Origin of the sequence: Rhizobium sp. BE258, assembly GCF_031457345.1 — a bacterium.
GTDB lineage: Bacteria > Pseudomonadota > Alphaproteobacteria > Rhizobiales > Rhizobiaceae > Rhizobium.
Map to the genome: position 1 here is coordinate 41,000 of NZ_JAVDWL010000011.1, position 17,551 is coordinate 58,550.

The following is a 17,551-nucleotide window of genomic DNA, read 5'->3' on the forward strand; positions in this document are numbered from 1 at the left end:
CGGCGGCGATCAATAGGAAGCTTTAACAATGCTTGACACTTCATCCTGCGAGCGCTGCAGCTGGGCTCAAGATGACCCGATGATGCGGGGATATCATGATGCCGAATGGGGCGTACCACAGCGAGATCCGCGGATGTTGTGGGAAATGCTCATGCTAGAGGGGTTCCAGGCCGGACTTGCCTGGATCATCATCCTTCGTAAGCGAGATGCTTTTCGGGCCGCCTTCGCAGATTTTGATCCAGCCAAGGTCTCTGCTTTTGACGAACGAGATATTCAGCGCTTGATGGCGGACCCTGGCATCGTACGCGCACGGGCCAAAATCGAAGCCACAATCAAGGGCGCACAGATCTACTGCGAGATGCAGGATCGCGGCGAGGACTTCTCGGAATTCTGCTGGTCTTTCACCAAAGGCATTCCTGTTCTTGGTGACGGGAAAAGCTGGGTCGCGACCACGCCCCTCTCCGAGACGATCTCTAAGGAATTGAAGCGGCGCGGTTTCAAGTTTGTCGGCCCGACGATCACCTACGCATGGATGCAGGCGGTCGGCATCGTCAACGATCATTCTATTAGCTGCTTTCGACGTCACTTAGAGCCTGAATGTAGGCGCTAGGACGATCGTCATGCATCAACCGCCATCGTGCGAGGCAATCTCCATCGGAGGGGGACAACAACCTCGCGCCAAAAAGCGCTCGAGCTGCCCTTCTCCTGCGCGCATGTGGGCGATGGCGCTTGGCGTGCCAGCGCTGCGCCGTGCTTTTCAATTCTTGCTGAAGGGAAGAACGATGTTTGCCGTCTATGGAAAAGACGCCAATTTCAACGACCCACTCGCCTCAGTGGTTGTCGGAGAATGTCCGCAGCCTCTCGTGAAAGAGGGATGGGTGCGCGTGAAGGTAACCCACGCCAGCCTGAACCGGCACGACGTTTTCACCCGTCACTACGTGACCTATAATTCCGGAGGATCAACGTCGATCTCCGCCGACCAATAGTGTTTGGCAATGTTCTGACTGTTGCGAATGACGTGGTAAGCCATTTCAGGATCCCCTCCGGCCAACGTGCGGGATCAGCGCCGCACACAACGCAATACATGCGCTGATGGACGAGCGCAGCGAAGTATTCAGGGGCCGGCGTCGCGTCCTCTTGTCCGATAGCCGCCATGTCTTCTGCGGCCTGATTTCTCGCATCCTGCAGAGCGGCGAAGATCGCTGTGGCCAACCATTTGTCGGCACGCTCAATGACGTCGGCGATTTCCCTATCGGCGGAACTGCCAGCAGGATTGTCTCTCGTCATGCCTCTTTCCTTCGGCGATAAGGACGGTCGTCAGCCGGTTGATTTGGTGAAGAGCGCTAGGTAGTTTCGCGCGGTTTCGATGAAAGCTCGCTCTGCTTCGGAGCCGTCGGCGAGTTCGGCCGCACGGGCATCCACCGTCGCTTGTAGCCGAGCGTCGATCTGCGGATCGGTGGCACGCGCTTTCTCCATCAAGGTACGAAGGACGGTTCTCAAGGCAAAGCATTCCGCCGATCTAACCAACTGTTGACGTTCGCTTTGATTCTTCGCGATATCGTCTGCGCGTTTATTCTTCTGTCGCATCGACACTGGCCTGCCTTGCTGCCTTTCCCACCTCCGAGCGACGTTGCGCCCGGCATAGAGAATCTTCCAGGCGACGTCGGGATCGCCATTCTCGAATGTTTGGGCATCGGCGCCGCAAAGGCGCATGAAGAGGTCGCGAAGCGCTCCATCGCTGAAGTAGTCGTGTGGCGCAGCGGAAACGCCGAGGGACTGGAGCGCGGCGCCGACGGCTCGAACGGCTTGATCGATCGCTTCATCAACCGCTCGGAACAAACTCTCGTCTGCCTGATGCACCTCGTCTATTGTCATCGACATGAGCCTCTCCCACGAATTAGCTCTCTTCGTTGAATGACATCGGGTCAGCCCTCGCGTCCAGGCTTACATGAAGCATCAATCGGGCAAGGGTATGAACTCACCCCGGTCGTCAGCAGGAAGGTCGAAACGACCCTCGCCCCACTTTCCGGCTCGCCATTCGGCCTTGGCTTCCTCGATACGTTCCATCGACGAGGCGACGAAGTTCCACCAGATGTATCTTGGCCCGGAGAACGTTGCGCCACCGAGTATCATAATCCGGGCGCCGCGTTCGCCGGCCGCGACGGTTATCCTGTCTCCGGGACGGAACACCATCATCTGCATTGTGCCGAATGCCTGTCCAGCGAGCGAGATCGAACCTTCAACGACGTAGATGGCGCGGTCTTCGTGTTCATCTGGCATTGGAAGTCGGGCGAGCGGATCCAGCTTGACGTCGGCGTAGAAGGTCTCTGAAAACATCTTAGCGGGAGCGCGCTCGCCATAGGCGTTTCCGAGGATCAGCCGCGCCGAGACGCCTTTGTCTTCGATCATCGGAAGCGCACTCCGGCCGTGGTGCTCGAAGGACGGCGCCACGTCCTCCTGGCCGTCAGGCAGGGCGAGCCACGTCTGTATTCCGAACAGGCTGTTCGGTCCGCTCCTTGCCGCCGCGCTCGTGCGCTCCGAGTGCGATACGCCTTTGCCCGCGACCATCCAGTTCAACTCGCCCGGCCTGATGATCTGGTCGGCACCGGTGCTGTCCCGGTGATGAAAGTCTCCTTGGTACAGATAGGTGACGGTGCCGAGACCGATATGCGGATGTGGCCGGACGTCGACGCCCTGCCCCGTCAGGAGTTCGGCGGGACCAGCCTGGTCGAAGAATATGAACGGGCCGACCATCTGTCGGTTCGGTGCGGGCAGCGCGCGTCGGACTTCGAAACCGCCAAGATCGCGAGTGCGAGGAACGATTAAGGTCTCGATCGCCTCCACGCCTGTCTCATCGGGGCATCCTGGTTCGATCGCAGGGTTCCAGCTCATGTGTTTCGTCCTCTTCTTCGGCCGATGATCATCCATTCATAGCGAGAGGCGGTGACGCGTGACGCACCCGCTCCTCTTTTTAAGCGTACTTACCCTCCAGCACCAGCGTTGGGCGCGGCAGTGTTGAGCAACTGCTGCTCCCACAGATATGCGATTCCGCTCCCGCCAGAATGCTGGACGATGACGTCGGTGATCTTTGCAGCCTGTTCGGCACGGGCCCAGTCGCGCTGCCATTCGGCTGCGAGCGCGAGCCAGGTCATCATGTTGACGCCGGCTGCGATCATACGCTGGATTGCGACCTGATGCGCCTCGGGCGAGACTGCGCCAGAGGCGTCCGTGATGACCGTGACATCCCAGCCCTCGCCCGCGGCCTGAATAGCCGGCATAGCAACGCACACCTCTGTCCACAGACCCGCAATTACCAGTTGCTTGCGACCGGTCGCCTTCACCACGTCGACAACCTTCGCATCCTGCCAAGTGTTGATAAGCGTCCGGTCGATGATTTCCTGGCCCGGGAAGACGTCGGCGATCTGTGGGAAGAGTTTGCCGCCGCGCTCCGCGATTACCGTTGTGAGGATGGTCGGAACGTCGAAGGCCTTGGCCGCCTTTGCAAGGCCTACCGTGTTGTTGACCACCATCGTCGGTTCGTGGCTGTTCACGTTCGCGAGCTGATACGGCTGATGGTCGATGAGGACGAGAACCGAATCTTCAGGGCGGAGAAGCGAGGCGAGGCCGTTACGAAAGGTCATGAAACATCCTTGTTTGTTGGTTCGTCGAAGATGCGAACGCGCCCGTTGGACGTCGATCCACGAAAACCTTGTCAGTGCCAGCCCTGATGCGGTAGGCCTCGAAAACGCGAGCTGTGTTGCAGAAAGGGGAACGCAAGATGGAAATCGACGATCTCAGGACCTTTGTGGAAGTCGCCGACGCAGGAGGGGTGACACCCGCCGCTCAGCGACTTGGCGTCTCCAAGTCGATGGTCAGCCGGCGTATCGCTCGTCTTGAGGCGGAGTTGGGCGTTCAGCTCGTCGCGCGAACGACCCGCGGCATCGCTCTGACTGAGGAAGGCGCAACGTTCCGAGATTATGCGGCGAGGGTTTCGACGGAGATCGATGCGGCCCGCGAGACGATATTGCCGGCGGGCGAGCTTCGCGGGCGCATCAGGGTCGCCGCCCCTCTGTCCTTCGGCCCGACCCACCTCGCTCCCGTCCTGTCTCAGATGGCGCGCCGACACCCGCATCTTCAGGTCACCTCGTGCTACACCGACCGCTTCGTCGATCTCATTACGGAAGGTTTCGACTGTGCGATTCGGATCGGATATCTGCCGGATTCCAATCTCGTTGCCAGGCGCGTTGGACCACTCTACGCGAAATTCGTTGCTAGCCCCGACTACATCACCCGGAATGGCTCGCCCGAGACGCCGGACGAACTTCTCAAGCATGAGGCGCTCATGCAGGGAACTGAGAGTTGGCAAGTCACAGATGGCGACCAGGTACTCAACACCCGGCCGCAAGGACGGTTCAAGGCCGACAACGGAGTAGCATTGCTCGCCGCCGCGCTGGAAGGGCTAGGCATCGCCAGACTTCCGAACGGTCTTACGGACCAACACATCGCCTCCGGTGCCCTCGTCGAAGTGATGCCGAAGTATCCGCCTCCCACCGCCGGCATTTTCGTGGTCAGGCCTCCTGGACAGCATCCTGCCAAGAAGGTGCGTGTGCTGACAGAGATGCTGATCGAGTGCTACGACTCCGGCTCGTCCTAGCAGCCCGCCGAATCCTACGGCGCAAGATGTTCTGAAAAGAACTCGGCCAGCCGTGCGGTCGCCGGGCCGACATATTCCGGCTTGTAGTACATGTCGTAGTGTCCCGCGCCTTCGACTTCCAAGAAGTGCTTCGCCCTCGACGGAGAAAGGTCGAACAGACGCCTCCCCGCCTCGTATTGTCCGGTCGGACCCCGGCGCCCGCCGACGATCACCTGCAGCGGCTGGGTCAGTAGCTCGGGCACGAGGCTGAACGCGTCGAAACCCAGCAGGGCGCCATAGCTGACGAACAGCAGGCGGTTCGTCGAATTCGGATGCCGATACTCCGACTCTCGATAAAACGTGACCGCCTCCAGCAGCTCGGGATCAGTGATGCCTGCAGCCTCGGCTTCCACGAGGCTATCAGGAATCCATGGATCTCTCCGTGCCGCGGCACCGCGCGCTTGCGCAGTGCGCTCCGCCGCAACATCCAGGAGCGTCTGCCGGGCGTCGGGAAGCAGGCGGCGCATCGCTTCGCCGATGTCATTGGCGACGACCGTGCCCACCGCCTTGAAGCGCCGTTCGGTCAGTGCTGCCTTGATCGCGTAGCCGCCACCTGCGCAGATCCCAAGGAGTCCGATCCGCGCATCGTTGACATAGGATAGCGTCGCCAGATGATCGACAGCGCAATGAATGTCTTCGACACGAACGACTGGATCTTCGAGATCACGCGGTTCGCCGCCGCTCTCGCCCTGATATGACGGGTCGAACGTAAGCGCTATGAAGCCCTTTGCGGAGAGTCGCTCGGCGTAGATCGCGCCGATCTGTTCCTTCACGCTGCTGCCCGGCGTCGCAAGGACAACCGCGGGATATGCGCCACCCTCGTCGCAGTCCGTCGGCAAGTGGATATTGCCGACGACTTCGATCCCTCTGTTACTGAACGAAACCCGCTTGATCATAAGGTGGTCCTCTTTCCATCGTTCATGGGGTCATCACGATCCGCCCGAGAGGCTTTGCGGCCTCGGCATAGTCGTGCGCGTGCGCAGCGTCTTCAAGCGCGAAAGATCGGTCGATCACGACGTCGATCTTTCCGGCTGCGGCGGTGGCAAGGAGATCGTCGACGGTGCCGTGCACCGAAGGCCGTTCGAAGATGGATCCCATGAATACCCCGTGGAGCGTCTGATTGTTCTGCATCGGCTGCCATAGATCGACATCGAGCTTTCCGCCGCCGGCATTGCCAAGGAAGACGAGACGCCCTTCCTGTGCGAGTGCGGAGAGCGAAGCTTGCAATGTGGAGCCGACGGGGTCGATCACCAGGTCGACGCCCTTCCCATTGGTCAGTCGGCGCGCTTCTTCCACGACGTCGTGCTGGAGTCGGTCGATGACGAAGGTGGCGCCGAGTTCGATTAGACGGGCCTGCCTTTCGCTCCCGCTTGCGACGGCAATCACGGTCGCCCCTGCCCGCTTGGCAAGCTGTACCGCCGCGAGCCCTACGCCACCGGCCGCAGCGTGAATTAGGATCGTTTCGCCTATCCCGACAGCGCCTCGGGTGACCACGCTGTGATAGGCGGAGCCGAAGGAGATGGGCAGCGCGGCGGCCCTTGCCATGTCCAGTCCCGCGGGAACCGGCCACGTTCGCGAAGCAGCGACAGCCCAGAGTTCAGCATGCGATCCCTGCATGCTGAAGGCAGCGACCTTGTCGCCAGCGGCACGGGTGGTCACGTCCTCGCCCACGCTCACGACCGTGCCGGCCGCTGCATATCCGACCACCCACAATGGTACCTGTGACGTCGATCTGCGATTGATCAGATCTCCGCCTTCGATGGAGATCGCTTCCACCCTTATGAGGACTTCGTCCGCCCCGCAGACGGGATCAGGCACGTCGACGTATTTAAGCACAGACGGAGGTCCCGGATTGTCGTAGACGGCGGCCTTCATCATCACTCCATTCTTCAACTTGTAGAGACATTTAGGTTGTCTGTGCTCCCGAGAAAGGGTTCGCCATCGGGAACGTCGTGTTGCGCGAGCTGCAACGAGCGGGATCGGACGCGGTCGCCGTTCCCCACCGTGCAACAAGCTGTCGCAATCATCGTCACTTCAAGCGCTGCCCCACGGCCACAAAATAGGAGGCATACCCTGTCGGGCGCATCCGCATAGCTGCGGTTCTCCCGACTTCCCGACTGACAATGAAGAAAGGAATCGAGGCAAATGATCGATTTGAGTGGAAAGCGCGCTTTGGTCACGGGCGGCTCGCGCGGCATCGGCGCGGCCATCGTTGAAGCGCTTGCGGAGAACGGTGCGGATGTGGCGTTCACCTATCAAAGTTCGAGCGAGAAGGCTTCGGCGGTTGCCCGCTCCGTTGAAAGCCGCGGCCGCCGCGCCGTCGCCATCCAGGCCGACAGCGCCGATCCGCAGGCGATCGCGCGGGCTGTCGAAGACGCCGTGGCCGCCCTCGGCGGGCTGGACATCCTCGTGAACAGCGCAGCGATCGGGCATTCGGGAAACATCGCTGATCTGAACCTGGATGAATATCAAACCCTCATGGACGTCAACGTTCGGGCGCCGGTGCTGTTTGCAAAGGCGGTCATCCCGCATTTGGGAAACGGCGGCCGCATCATCACGATCGGCTCGGCGCTCGGCGAGCGGGTGCCCTTCCCTGGTATAACGCCTTACGCCATGTCGAAGGCGGCGCTCACGTCCTTCACGCGCGGCCTTTCGCGTGAGCTTGGGCCGTCCGGCATCACTGTGAACCTGGTGCAGCCTGGGGCGACGGATACGGATGCCAATCCGGCCGACGGCACGGCAGCAGACTTCCAGCGAAGCCTGACGTCGTTGGGGCGCTACGGCGAGCCGAAGGAGATCGCAAACGCCGTTGTATTCCTGGCAAGCTCCGCCGCGAGCGTCATTACGGGCGCGACTGTCACCGCGGATGGCGGCGCGATCGCCTGAGCCATCTTAATCAACGGACGGCCTGACGGACGGGCCGTCCCCCTTCGCTGTGCTCGGGAGGACCTAGGGAGCGCGTCCGACCTGGAGGTTGCAGACGCGCCATGGGGCGTTCATGCCGCATCAAGCGACCGAGCAAGCATATCACTGTTTACTGCTGACCCTGACGCTTTAAAGTCCCAAGTCGCATCGCATCAAGAATCTGAAATCAAAAGCCGAGGATATCGACACGCGATTGGTCGAGGCCTGGCCTCGCGACAACCGCATCGCCCGGCGGCGTTTCGAGCTGTTGTCACGCGCCTATGTCGAAGCCCGATATTCCGCAAGCTACGAGATCACCAAAGACGAGCTTCACTGGCTGACAGAGAGGGTGAAGGTTTTACAGGACCTCGTGGAGAGAATTTGCCGGGATCAGATGGATCAAACGAAGGACGGTTGGCGTCGTTCAATGTGGCGAAGCTCAAGCGCTCCATGGATCCACGAGGACAACGCCGGTGCTCTGAAAATCTTGAATATTGCGCGTCACAACTGCGAAACCGTGAACAAGCGCCGTCGCGGCAATGATCGCATCTGCCTCATTGCGGCGGTCCGGAATATGTAAGTGAGCACACCGCGTCGCAATGGCATCATCGACAGATATGACCCGCTCTGCAAACTCCGGGCGAACCCGACTGTCCATCCAATTCCGCAAGCGTGAACCCTGTACCCCATCTCGCCGCTGAATGCTGAGTATTCCCCGCTCAAGTTCTAGAATTGTTATCGCGGACAAAAACAGGTCACGAGAGTCCTGCGCACCGATCCAGGCCGCCACATTCGGATCAGCTTTACCGTCGCCGACTTTGCGCAGTTCTGAAATGACATTAGTGTCGAGCAGATACTTCAAGAAAAATCGATCTCTCGAGTGGTGATGACCGCCCGTGGTAGATCAAACTCAATATTTGACAAGCCAGGCATCGAGAGCGCATCGACCAGGTTATGGCTCTTGCCGGTCAGGCGCTCGTAGTCGCCGAACGTCATTAAGACATGCGATGGTCTGCCTCGATCTGTAATGACAACCGGGCCGGCCTCAGCAGCCTTTTTCGCGCGGCTGACATCGTGATTCAATTCACGACTAGTTAGACTGATAGTGCCCAATGCAACCTCCATGTAGGAACGTACCTACATATAAGGTCTCGCGGTCCAAGATGCAAGTCGTTTGAAGCCGCTCAAACGGTCACGGACGGTTGCTGCCACAAATGCTGGCAGCAAAGATCCTAACCGCGTATGGGAAGTGGCTTAGAGGCCCGCCGCTAACGTTCTATCGACAATCTTCAGCAGGTGCGCGGCGCGCGAGTGGCAATTACTTCGTACACTGAATTGAGAATTGGATACCTGGTTCAAATCAAAGGCGCTAGTCTCCCGGATGCAGTGCAGGCGTTCTCCGATGTTGAGGCGCCGAGCAAATCCTAGCACCGCAACAGGTCAGCGCGCGCCCAAACGGCAGCGGGCTGACCACGTTGAAACTCAGAAGGATCAGCTCGCCGATTGAGCAGAGTCGGACCACGGCCGGTTTTAGGCTATGGTGATCGTGAGCGTGGTATTCCCATCGTGGATCCGGGTTCCGCAATCGGATCCCTAGTTGGATCCGCCGGATGGATACCGAACGTAGGCGAACGACTTCGAGTCCGGCGACCAGAATGCCACGTTGATGCTGCCCTGCCCGCCGTTGAAGCTGTTGATGTCGGCGATGTTATCGCCTTCGGGCCCCATGGTCCTGATGATGACGTCCTTGTCGGCAGGATGACCCAGTGTGCCCTGGGGAAATGCAATGTAGGCGATGATTTCACCGTCTGGCGACAGATGGGGGAACCAGTTGACGCGTTCGTCATGGGTGAGCTGCTGTACCTAAAGCCCTCCCGCCCTTTTCAGAGAGCTTGCGCGATTGATGGCGAGCTTCAAAGGTCTTACCGGCACCAGGCTCTGCCAGAATGAGGACGCGATTAAGGTTCTCCAAAGCTCGCCAATGTTGGAGAGTTCCGCCGGCTAACGGGTTGAGAAACACCCAATCCTCGCGCTGTGGTGCCGCGGAAAGAAACGGCTGACGGGGATGACTGTCTGATCTTTCATTTGCCATCGTCGAACGCATCGAAGATTGCAAACGAGCTCGGGCCTTCCTGTATCGCATACGAGGAAATCGTGCCCGGCTCCGCGTTGACGAGAGGTATGGCTGATCTCAGGAAATCAGCGACTTCCTGTTCCTTACCGGGTTTTGCTTCAAGCGGAACGTAAAGTGCGAATTTGGTCACGGGCATCTCCATGGGCACCTGATCGTGCCGCAAACTACTATACCACGTTCAGCCGCCGGATGTTTCGCGATCGGGCAAATAAAGAAATCCATAGGAAAGCTCGGGGTTGATCTAGGATGGCGAACCCCTCGGAAATAATTTGAAAATAAAGCTCGCGGGATCGCGCTCTTGATGATGATTCGGTCCGACAACCCGGTGGTTAAATGCTTACTGCAATCCGCGAGATCCGGCTATGTGATTGATGATTTGAAACTAAGTTGTCCAATCTTCCACTCGTAAGCCGGGCACGCGATCAAATTCCCGTCGATTATTGGTAACCATAATCAGTCCCCGCGAGCGCGCGTGTCCCGCAATCAATTGATCATATGGACCAATCGGAGTTCCGCTACGCGCCAGTTCAGCTCGCAGTTGACCGCTATGGCATGCTGCCATTTCGTCGTACGGCAATACCTCGAGGCGCCCTACGAAGCCCTCCACAACGGAAAGGTTCTTTTCAGGACTGGCTGACTTTTCCGCTCCGTAAATCAATTCCATTAGGCAAACCGAGCTGATGCACAGCTGATCATGGGAACGATTAAATGCGTCTCGCACCTGCTGCGGTCGATTTTTGATCGTAAAGATGCAGATATTGGTATCGAGCATGTACTTCAGCATCAAAATGCCTCACGCTCCTGCAAAGCAGGTTGATCACGCTCGCTCATGAAGTCGGATGTCGCCTCCGCTCCTTCAAACCAGCTGTCCCAGATCTCACCAGCTGGTGCAATGATACGAGTGCGTCCCACCGCAACGATATCGACACGCTTTACATCATCAGGCAAGGCAACCGCCTTTGGCAAACGGATCGCTTGGCTACGATTGCTCTGGAATACTGCACCCTGCTCCATCTGCACGTCTCCGAATTGCATGATAACGACGTAACGTAAATAGCCTTCCTTCTGGGATATGTCAATGGGATATACAATTTAGGTTTGCCACACACATGCGATCCATGCCGCACTAGTCGCCTTCACCTTGAAGTGATGTGAACCGCGGACCCGTCGTTCCGCGAGATTATTGGTATCATTTTTTTTAATCTAGGCAGATACTTACGTGCTGGGGACCGAAGGCCGCTTCTGCGTTTTCCACTTTGACAGATAGGCATTCTGGCCGGGAACGGTTGTTGTCCATCCTTAACCTCGCGCCTGTGCTTCAGCGATGGTTATGGAATGACGAAGCTCAAGTCGCGGCATATGACCGTCGGTGATACACCTCCCGTCTGTACACCCGGGCAACTGGCCCAAGCTGCCTCGCCCGAAACGACCCGTTCAATGCAGCTGTGCTATGTCCGGACATGCGTCAGCATCTTTGCCGGGATCTAGGAAAGTCAATTTTCAATTGACATGACCGATATCTCGTAAAGTTTGCTATGCTTTGATCTCTTGGTATAGTGTCAAACATGAATGGACAAAAAGAGAGCAAGCTAAAGCACCTTCTCCAGCAAGTCCCCCCCGGACGTTATCTTGGCCGCCCGCTGTTCGAACGGACTGCGACCGGGTGACCTAACTCTGGATGGCAATGATTTCCTTCCCACGGTGCAGGTGTCATTGGGAGCGATCGAAAGCAAGGCACAGGCGATGTTCGGTCGACAGCGCGTTGAAAAGGTCACTCTTCTTGCAAGCCAGTTGATGTCGATGAGCTGGCTGCCAAAGGTCCTTGCGACTTTCGAGGCCGACAACCCGTCAATCCAGGTCAGCCTCATCATGGAGGGGTCGCAACGAAGCGCCGAGCCGGATTTGATGATCCGTTTCGGGGAGGAGCCCCACCTCGTGCGTCATCGATGTGGCTAATGAGATTGTCGCATGTCGTCATGGGCAGGCGCGACGAACTCGATGCGATCCGGAGTCTATACGATTTGCTCTCGTTCAAGCTGTTCGATGTCGCCTCGCACGCCATGGGGTGGACCGCGCTCCTAAACCATAATTTCGGAGTAATGCAGGGCCGCAATCTTCGACTGGATGTCGTTGATACTACCCCGCTTGCCCTAATGATGGTCAGCCAAGGACTTGGACTTGCAATTGGGCACCTCCCAGTCTGCGGACCGCTTGCGGAATCTCTTGGACTTGAAGTTTGTCCTCTCGTCGCAACGACCCCTGGTCCAGGCAACTATTATCTGGAGCAGCCTGTAGGCCGCCCCCTCGCCCGGCAGTTCTTCGACTGGAACGCGCCCTTCAAGAGGCTGCACAAGCATCGATGAGAGCCATATAACTACTCAACGAGTTCACCTCCCGTAACACATGTGACTTGTCGTGGCACAGCGTGCGCCTTTGCCAAGCTCTGTCCACCACCTCCTGGATCTATTATTCCTCCAGGCTGTCTGTGGTCTAAGAACGGCTTTTAAACGCAACGGGGATTACGCGTCGTTTCCACCGCTGTAGCTATATTCGATGTATATTTTGAGCTTCGTGAAGGCCTCAGTGACGGTCTTTGAATCCAACACCTGGAGGGCAGCATCGACGTTTCCATAAACCTCAGCAGTCGAAATGCACTCAGGTAAGGCGATCTGCGTGATAGTCCTTCCGTTCCTCAACATAGCGGTCGCGGCTCCTCTTCAAACGGCAACGACGACAGCCGCCCAATGAGCGCCTCTCGCCATGTCGCGATCGTTCAAAGAACCGAATGGTGTACTTTATTCCTGCCCTTACCTTAATCGCCCCAGAGACAAGATAACGGTATCGCCGCAAGATTATCGCCAAATGGCAGGATCTTGTCGCCGTCGTACAGCACCCAGCCTGCCTTGAAGGCGCGCCCCGTGGCCACGGCTACTTTGCGTAAGCCTTTGAAATCTGCTGCGGTCACCGTTGCCGCGGCCTTGACTTCAAGTCCAACCATATTGCCAGCTTCGTCTTCAAGAAGGATATCTACTTCGTCCTGATCCTTATCCCGATAGTGATGGCAGGTTGATTGGACTTCGCTCCAGGTCGCAAGCCGGAGGATTTCGCCTGCGACAAACGTCTCCAGCAATGAACCAAATAGTCCTCGGTCACTTGAAATTCGATCGATCGTCATTCCGACAAATGCAGCTAAGAGACCGCTATCAAGAAACAGGAGCTTTGGTGTCTTAATAAGACGCTTCAAAGGGTTTCGAAACCAAGGCGCGATGCGACGAACTAGGAACAGCTGTTCAAAGAGTCCGATATATCGCCGGGCGGTCTTGTCATCGATGCCGACCTGGCCGGCCAATTGGGTGAAATTGAGCAACTGTCCCGAATGGTGCGCGAGCGCCCGAAGAAGCTGCGGCATTTGGTCCAGGCGTTCGACATCGGCAATTTCGCGCACATCTCGTTCAACAATGGCTCGTATGTATCCTCTAGCCCATGCGGATCGACGGCGAGGATCGCCACGACTCACCATCTCAGGATATCCGCCGATGAGCACTCGCTCCATCAGGTCGCTTCCGACCGTTGGGTTGCGAGGGGCTATGACCGTTCCGGCAAAAGCAGAATCGAGAAAGTTCGACTGGTTGCGTCGAATTTCGGACTGAGCCAAGGGTAACAAGGTGACGACTTCCATCCGCCCGGCCAAACTATCGGAAATCGTCGGGAGTGCGAGAATGTTTGCTGAGCCGGTTAACAAAAATCGCCCAGGCCGCCGATCGTTGTCTACAGCCTGTTTTATGGCACGCAGCAACTCCGGTGCACGCTGCACCTCATCTATGATGGCAGTATCAATCTGACGAACGAAGCCGACTGGATCGGTCTTTGCAGATAGTAAGGTCGTTTCGTCATCTAACGTGAAATACGGACGATCTGTCTGGAGCAGGGTTCGAGCCAACGTCGTCTTGCCACACTGACGCGGTCCGTTCACAAGTACAACTGGCGTATCTTCGAGCGCGACCCTAATTCGCTCGGCTGTGCCTCTCGGATAAAGGAGGTCAGAAGGACTTTCCCCTTTCAATCTATTTTTCCTCCTGACCGCTTCCAAATTCTACGATTGCCGCTGCGTTCAGGTCGGAGTTTACATCCGTCCAATTCGGTTTGCAACTTCGTCCAATCCGGAACTTACAGCCGTCCATTTCGGAAACTCGGAGGGATGCGCCAGCTATCGAGAAGAGTGAGCGGAGGCGTGTCGGAGCGGGCGTTCAATTCGTACGTCTTGAACAGATTCGAACCTTCGGCCACTTCAGCGGCTGAGCGATTTATTTGAAACGCATTTGCGGCCGATGCAAGTGCTTCGCCGTCGTTCAAAATCGTAAACGGCTTGATTGGCGTTGCCTGGTCTGAATTCTTGAACGCCCAAACCTCTGGACGGCCGGTGGTAGGAAAACGATAGAGGTCGAAGACCCGTCGCTGATCGCGCTTCCTCTCGCTCCCTTTCGGCTGATTGCATGTGCGTCTCCGGACCATCTTATCCGGCGCGGCACCCCTCGAATTCCACTGGATCTGGAGCAGCATGATTGCCTTGCCTATGGCGACGGGCCGTCCTCGACTCCCTGCCGCTGGGAGTTCACTCGCAGCGGCAAAAGCGAGGAGGTGCGCATCAGCGGTAGAATCCGTAGCAACGACTGGAGGGCCTTGTTGCATGCCTCGATCGCAGGCTATGGCATCACGTGGGGGCCGGAAAGTGTGCTGAACTCAGAAATCACTGCCGGGCGACTTGTCCAGGTGCTGCCCGACCACAAGGGTCCGTCTCGTCCAATGCACGTGATTTACCCCGTCGGGCACCGGCCTCCCGCCAAGCTACGAAGGTTCGTCGAAGCGCTATTGGACGAATTCGGGAAGGTTGATGCCGGCTAGACAAGGCAGGAGTTCTGGCAGCTGGTGAGTTCCGCAGATGGCGAGCGAACAAACTACTCATTACCGAGGCAGAGAGTCGATATGGTTCGAAACCTAAATCTGGCTGGAATTGTTTGCGAACACTCCGTCTTCCGGCGAGTGAACAGCAACGTGATTGAAGGACAGACGATGGCCGACTTTTTTGAAGGTTTCACTGAACAGTATGTAACCACATCGCATGGCGAGATTCGTGTGCGGCATGGCGGGTCTGGCTTCCCAATCCTCCTTCTTCACGGGCACCCGAGAACGCATACGACCTGGTTCAGGGTGGCTCCCCAACTTGCGCGTCATTTCTCCGTTGTTTGTGCAGACATGCCCGGGTTCGGGCGGAGCTATCAGCCGAAAACACTCGCGGATAGTTCGGGAAAAGCGAAGGCCGCGGCATTACATGAGTGTATGGCAATTCTCGGTCACCGCAGATTCGGGATCGCGGGCCACGATCGTGGATCGTATCGCGCATTTCGGCTGGCAATGGACTTTCCTGAAAGTGTGTCAGGCCTTGTCGTCATGGACGGCATTCCGATTTACGAGGTCTTGAGCCGCGCAGATTGGCGCTTTGCAAAGAGCTGGTGGCACTGGTTCTTTTTTGCGCAAAGTGAAAAGGCTGAAGCTGCAATCCGCAGCAATCCCGAACTTTGGTATCCCGCAGAAGCAGCCATTGGGTCAGGAAATAATCGGGATTACCTCACCGCCACCCGAGACCCTGAGGTGGTGCGTGGCATGCTTGCTGATTATCGCGCAGGACTGGAGTTTGATTACGACGATGACAAACGCGACAAGGAGGCTGAGCGACACCTCCAATGCCCCCTGGGAGTTCTCTGGTCACGGCAGGACGACATGGAAAGGCTGTACGGAGACCCAGCAGACCCCTGGTCGGACTGGAGCGACCGGATCGTGCTGCGGCATGGTATCGAAAGTGGACATCACTTGGCAGAAGAGTCCCCTGATGAGGTTGCAAACCAGATAGAGGTATTCTTCGCACGAATACGATGAGCGTTCGCTGAGAAAAGACCCGACCAACGCAGGCGGTGGCTTGGCCGCATCAGCATTAGCCGTGTAGTGCAGGCCTATCCCCTCCGATGGCGTGCACGGCAGGCTTTTGGTAGTGTAGGACGTTCCAGTATCGTTAGGAGCAGCCATGTCTTTGCTTGCGTTGCATCATGTATCGATTATCACCGCCGACCTTGGTAAATCATTGCCGTTTTATCGCGACGCGTTCGGCCTCACCGAGATCGCGCGGCCGAGTTTTTCCGTTAGCGGTGCCTGGCTGGCGTGTGGCGACCTACAAGTGCATCTTGTCGAATATCCGGAAGGCACGTTCCGACAGAACCCTGCTGTCGATCGTAACGACTGGCATTTCGCTTTCCGCACGGACAATTTCGACGACGCCGTCGATCGACTGATGCGACTTGGTTTCCGCGAAGACCTGCCTCAGGGCGATCCACATTGTCTGCTGATCTTTCGTAACGGCCTTGCCGGCTTTCCACAGCTCTACCTCCGTGACCCCGACTTCAATGTCGTCGAGATCAACGGAGCGCCGTAGTTATGAAGGATGCACCAATTCTAGTCTTGGACGAGGCAACCTCGGCGCTCGACAGCGAATCCGAAGCCGCCATCCAGGAGCGGCTTAATGTCGTGATGCAGGGAAAGACGGTGATCGCAATCGCCCATCGTCTGTCGACCATATCAAGTATGGACCGGATCGTCGTCCTCGACAACGGCCGCATCATCGAGGAAGGCCGCCCGGAGGAATTGATCAAGTGCGACGGGTTGTTCGCACGCCTCTGGCAGCGCCAGACGGGTGGCTTTATTCCAGAAGAAATTGCTTGACCGATACCTCCGATTAGAAGGGAGCACCCATGACTGAAATTCCGATCCGATGCTCCGCGGTATCAGTTGTCGTTCTACGGATCGTGCCCGCCGGATACGAGGTTTTGCTTCTGCGCCGGAATAATACGCTGGTTGGTGAATGGTGCCAGATCGCCGGCGCGATCGAGGAGGGCGAAAAAGCATGGGAAGCAGCGCTGCGCGAAGTTCACGAGGAGACAAATCTCACCTGCGAGCGTCTGTATTCCGCCGACATTCGTGAGCAGTTCTACGAGGCTGATCGTGATGCCATCAGCCTTTTACCGGTCTTTGTCGGCTTCGTCGATGCTGATGCGACCGTCGTCATCAATCACGAGCACAGCGAGTTTCGATGGGTGTCGTTCGAGACCGCCTTGGGAATGGTGCCATTTGCTGGGCAACGTCATGTACTGAGGCATGTGGAGGCGGAATTTGTAAGGCGTAAGCCGGTTCGGCATCTGCTAATCCAAGCAGCTTCTCCAGCGGCCTGAACGGCAAGGAGACGTTGCAATGCCTCGATACGTGGCTTTATCCGCAAAGCCTAATGCCACGCTGACGAGTTCAGATGCGTTACCATGGCATGGGATTGATCATCCTCGGGACACTTGACGTGCAACTCAGATGGCGTCTTCCCGTGCGAAGACATCGGACCCTTCCTGTACCTTGAGAACGGTCGGATGGCTGTGACCGACGGCGAATCCGTCTGGCTTGTGATCATCACGTGCGAAGCCATCAAGGCCACGGCATCCCCGCCGGAAATGTCGCTTCGACGGCTCGTTCGTTTTGCCGAGTATTATCGCGACCTGGCCGCAGCTGCGATCCGCCGGGGTGAAGACATCGACGGCAAGGTCTGGGTGACGGAGGCGACGGTTCTCTCAAGGATGAAGCAGACGCCGAGAGGCTCGGTGGCGGCCTTGTCGCTGCAAGGCTCGCCGACATACTCGTGGTGGAGGCCATCAGGGCTTATGTCGCCACTCATCCCGAAGACAATGTGGGCTGGGTCTGGCGCTCGCTGATCCTCGCCTCGCCAAGGT

General features: G+C 57.7%; 21 protein-coding genes and 3 pseudogenes. 12 read left to right on the top strand and 12 right to left on the bottom strand.

Translation table 11 applies throughout. The features are described 5' to 3' along the window. Positions 1-28: 28 nt before the first annotated feature. Together J2X43_RS29130 and J2X43_RS29135 are read left to right on the top strand one after the other, a co-directional pair. Complete coding sequence (locus J2X43_RS29130) at positions 29-610, top strand: DNA-3-methyladenine glycosylase I (protein ID WP_310300891.1); 582 nt, start codon at positions 29-31, stop codon at positions 608-610. A gap of 10 nt (positions 611-620) precedes the next feature. Beyond that, positions 621-986 (top strand): hypothetical protein, encoded by a 366-nt coding sequence (locus J2X43_RS29135; protein ID WP_310300894.1) that lies wholly within the window; start codon positions 621-623, stop codon positions 984-986. 331 nt (positions 987-1,317) lie between these two features. Here the strand turns inward: J2X43_RS29135 and J2X43_RS29140 are convergent, their stop codons facing one another. The 3 genes from J2X43_RS29140 to J2X43_RS29150 form a co-directional block, all read right to left on the bottom strand. Next, complete coding sequence (locus J2X43_RS29140; protein ID WP_310300897.1) at positions 1,318-1,881, bottom strand: hypothetical protein; 564 nt, start codon at positions 1,879-1,881, stop codon at positions 1,318-1,320. 75 nt (positions 1,882-1,956) lie between these two features. Continuing rightward, positions 1,957-2,892 (bottom strand): pirin family protein, encoded by a 936-nt coding sequence (locus J2X43_RS29145; RefSeq protein WP_310300900.1) that lies wholly within the window; start codon positions 2,890-2,892, stop codon positions 1,957-1,959. An 89-nt stretch (positions 2,893-2,981) separates the two neighbouring features. Further along, the gene (locus tag J2X43_RS29150) at positions 2,982-3,641 is read right to left on the bottom strand and encodes a hydrolase (protein ID WP_310300903.1); all 660 of its coding nucleotides are present in this window, start codon (positions 3,639-3,641) and stop codon (positions 2,982-2,984) included. A gap of 137 nt (positions 3,642-3,778) precedes the next feature. Here J2X43_RS29150 and J2X43_RS29155 point away from each other — a divergent pair, with 137 nt between their 5' ends. Then, entirely contained in the window at positions 3,779-4,654 is an 876-nt protein-coding gene (locus tag J2X43_RS29155; protein ID WP_310300906.1) for a LysR family transcriptional regulator, read from the top strand. Between the two features lie 14 nt (positions 4,655-4,668). On the opposite strand, the gene J2X43_RS29160 is transcribed toward J2X43_RS29155, so the two are convergent. Together J2X43_RS29160 and J2X43_RS29165 are read right to left on the bottom strand one after the other, a co-directional pair. Beyond that, positions 4,669-5,589: an alpha/beta hydrolase gene (locus J2X43_RS29160; protein ID WP_310300909.1), complete on the bottom strand. Its 921-nt coding sequence runs from the start codon at positions 5,587-5,589 to the stop codon at positions 4,669-4,671. Positions 5,590-5,611: 22 nt separating this feature from the next. Further along, positions 5,612-6,568, bottom strand: coding sequence for a zinc-binding alcohol dehydrogenase family protein (locus J2X43_RS29165; protein ID WP_310300911.1), 957 nt, complete (start codon positions 6,566-6,568; stop codon positions 5,612-5,614). 270 nt (positions 6,569-6,838) lie between these two features. Between J2X43_RS29165 and J2X43_RS29170 the strand changes: the two genes are divergently transcribed. Continuing rightward, entirely contained in the window at positions 6,839-7,579 is a 741-nt protein-coding gene (locus J2X43_RS29170) for an SDR family oxidoreductase (RefSeq protein WP_112444924.1), read from the top strand. A gap of 457 nt (positions 7,580-8,036) precedes the next feature. Here J2X43_RS29170 and J2X43_RS29175 read toward each other — a convergent pair whose 3' ends face one another. Together J2X43_RS29175 and J2X43_RS29180 are read right to left on the bottom strand one after the other, a co-directional pair. After that, the gene (locus J2X43_RS29175; RefSeq protein ID WP_310300916.1) at positions 8,037-8,459 is read right to left on the bottom strand and encodes a type II toxin-antitoxin system VapC family toxin; all 423 of its coding nucleotides are present in this window, start codon (positions 8,457-8,459) and stop codon (positions 8,037-8,039) included. Continuing rightward, positions 8,456-8,710, bottom strand: coding sequence for a type II toxin-antitoxin system Phd/YefM family antitoxin (locus J2X43_RS29180; protein ID WP_112444963.1), 255 nt, complete (start codon positions 8,708-8,710; stop codon positions 8,456-8,458). Before J2X43_RS29180 ends, J2X43_RS29175 begins: the two co-directional genes overlap by 4 nt. 855 nt (positions 8,711-9,565) lie before the next feature. Between J2X43_RS29180 and J2X43_RS31195 the strand changes: the two are divergent. Continuing rightward, positions 9,566-9,610, top strand: a pseudogene (locus J2X43_RS31195) (hypothetical protein); the annotation flags it as partial. Positions 9,611-9,687: 77 nt separating this feature from the next. On the opposite strand, the pseudogene J2X43_RS29185 reads toward J2X43_RS31195, so the two are convergent. The 3 genes and pseudogenes from J2X43_RS29185 to vapB all read right to left on the bottom strand — a co-directional run. Next, a pseudogene (locus J2X43_RS29185) lies at positions 9,688-9,861 on the bottom strand (putative quinol monooxygenase); the annotation flags it as partial. Positions 9,862-10,113: 252 nt separating this feature from the next. Then, a complete protein-coding gene (gene vapC / locus J2X43_RS29190; RefSeq protein ID WP_310300924.1) occupies positions 10,114-10,515 on the bottom strand; it encodes a tRNA(fMet)-specific endonuclease VapC in 402 nt (133 codons plus the stop codon). Next, positions 10,515-10,745: a type II toxin-antitoxin system VapB family antitoxin gene (gene vapB / locus J2X43_RS29195; protein ID WP_037086583.1), complete on the bottom strand. Its 231-nt coding sequence runs from the start codon at positions 10,743-10,745 to the stop codon at positions 10,515-10,517. Before vapB ends, vapC begins: the two co-directional genes overlap by 1 nt. A 615-nt stretch (positions 10,746-11,360) precedes the next feature. Between vapB and J2X43_RS29200 the strand changes: the two genes are divergently transcribed. Beyond that, the gene (locus J2X43_RS29200) at positions 11,361-11,687 is read left to right on the top strand and encodes a hypothetical protein (protein WP_310300931.1); all 327 of its coding nucleotides are present in this window, start codon (positions 11,361-11,363) and stop codon (positions 11,685-11,687) included. An 856-nt stretch (positions 11,688-12,543) separates the two neighbouring features. Here J2X43_RS29200 and J2X43_RS29205 read toward each other — a convergent pair. Both J2X43_RS29205 and J2X43_RS29210 read right to left on the bottom strand, forming a co-directional pair. Further along, complete coding sequence (locus J2X43_RS29205) at positions 12,544-13,794, bottom strand: ATP-binding protein (protein ID WP_310300935.1); 1,251 nt, start codon at positions 13,792-13,794, stop codon at positions 12,544-12,546. A 104-nt stretch (positions 13,795-13,898) separates the two neighbouring features. After that, on the bottom strand, positions 13,899-14,291 hold the full coding sequence (locus tag J2X43_RS29210) for a hypothetical protein (protein ID WP_310300937.1): 393 nt from the start codon (positions 14,289-14,291) through the stop codon (positions 13,899-13,901). Between J2X43_RS29210 and J2X43_RS31200 the strand changes: the two genes are divergently transcribed. The 6 genes and pseudogenes from J2X43_RS31200 (at position 14,220) to J2X43_RS29235 (ending at position 17,533) form a co-directional block, all read left to right on the top strand. Continuing rightward, positions 14,220-14,633 carry a substrate binding domain-containing protein gene (locus J2X43_RS31200; RefSeq protein ID WP_405049666.1) on the top strand — a complete coding sequence of 138 codons (414 nt, stop codon included), beginning with the start codon at positions 14,220-14,222 and terminating at the stop codon, positions 14,631-14,633. The two genes, J2X43_RS29210 and J2X43_RS31200, sit on opposite strands and share 72 nt — an antisense overlap. Positions 14,634-14,801: 168 nt before the next feature. After that, positions 14,802-15,665 (top strand): alpha/beta hydrolase, encoded by an 864-nt coding sequence (locus J2X43_RS29215; protein ID WP_310300939.1) that lies wholly within the window; start codon positions 14,802-14,804, stop codon positions 15,663-15,665. Positions 15,666-15,810: 145 nt separating this feature from the next. Beyond that, positions 15,811-16,215, top strand: a complete 405-nt coding sequence (locus tag J2X43_RS29220) for a VOC family protein (protein WP_111785094.1) — start codon at positions 15,811-15,813, stop codon at positions 16,213-16,215. Then, positions 16,212-16,502, top strand: a pseudogene (locus J2X43_RS29225) (ABC transporter ATP-binding protein); the annotation flags it as partial. The gene J2X43_RS29220 and the pseudogene J2X43_RS29225, both read left to right, overlap by 4 nt. Before the next feature lie 29 nt (positions 16,503-16,531). After that, positions 16,532-17,008, top strand: coding sequence for an NUDIX domain-containing protein (locus J2X43_RS29230; RefSeq protein WP_310300941.1), 477 nt, complete (start codon positions 16,532-16,534; stop codon positions 17,006-17,008). Positions 17,009-17,194: 186 nt separating this feature from the next. Continuing rightward, entirely contained in the window at positions 17,195-17,533 is a 339-nt protein-coding gene (locus J2X43_RS29235; protein WP_310300944.1) for a hypothetical protein, read from the top strand. Positions 17,534-17,551: the final 18 nt, after the last annotated feature.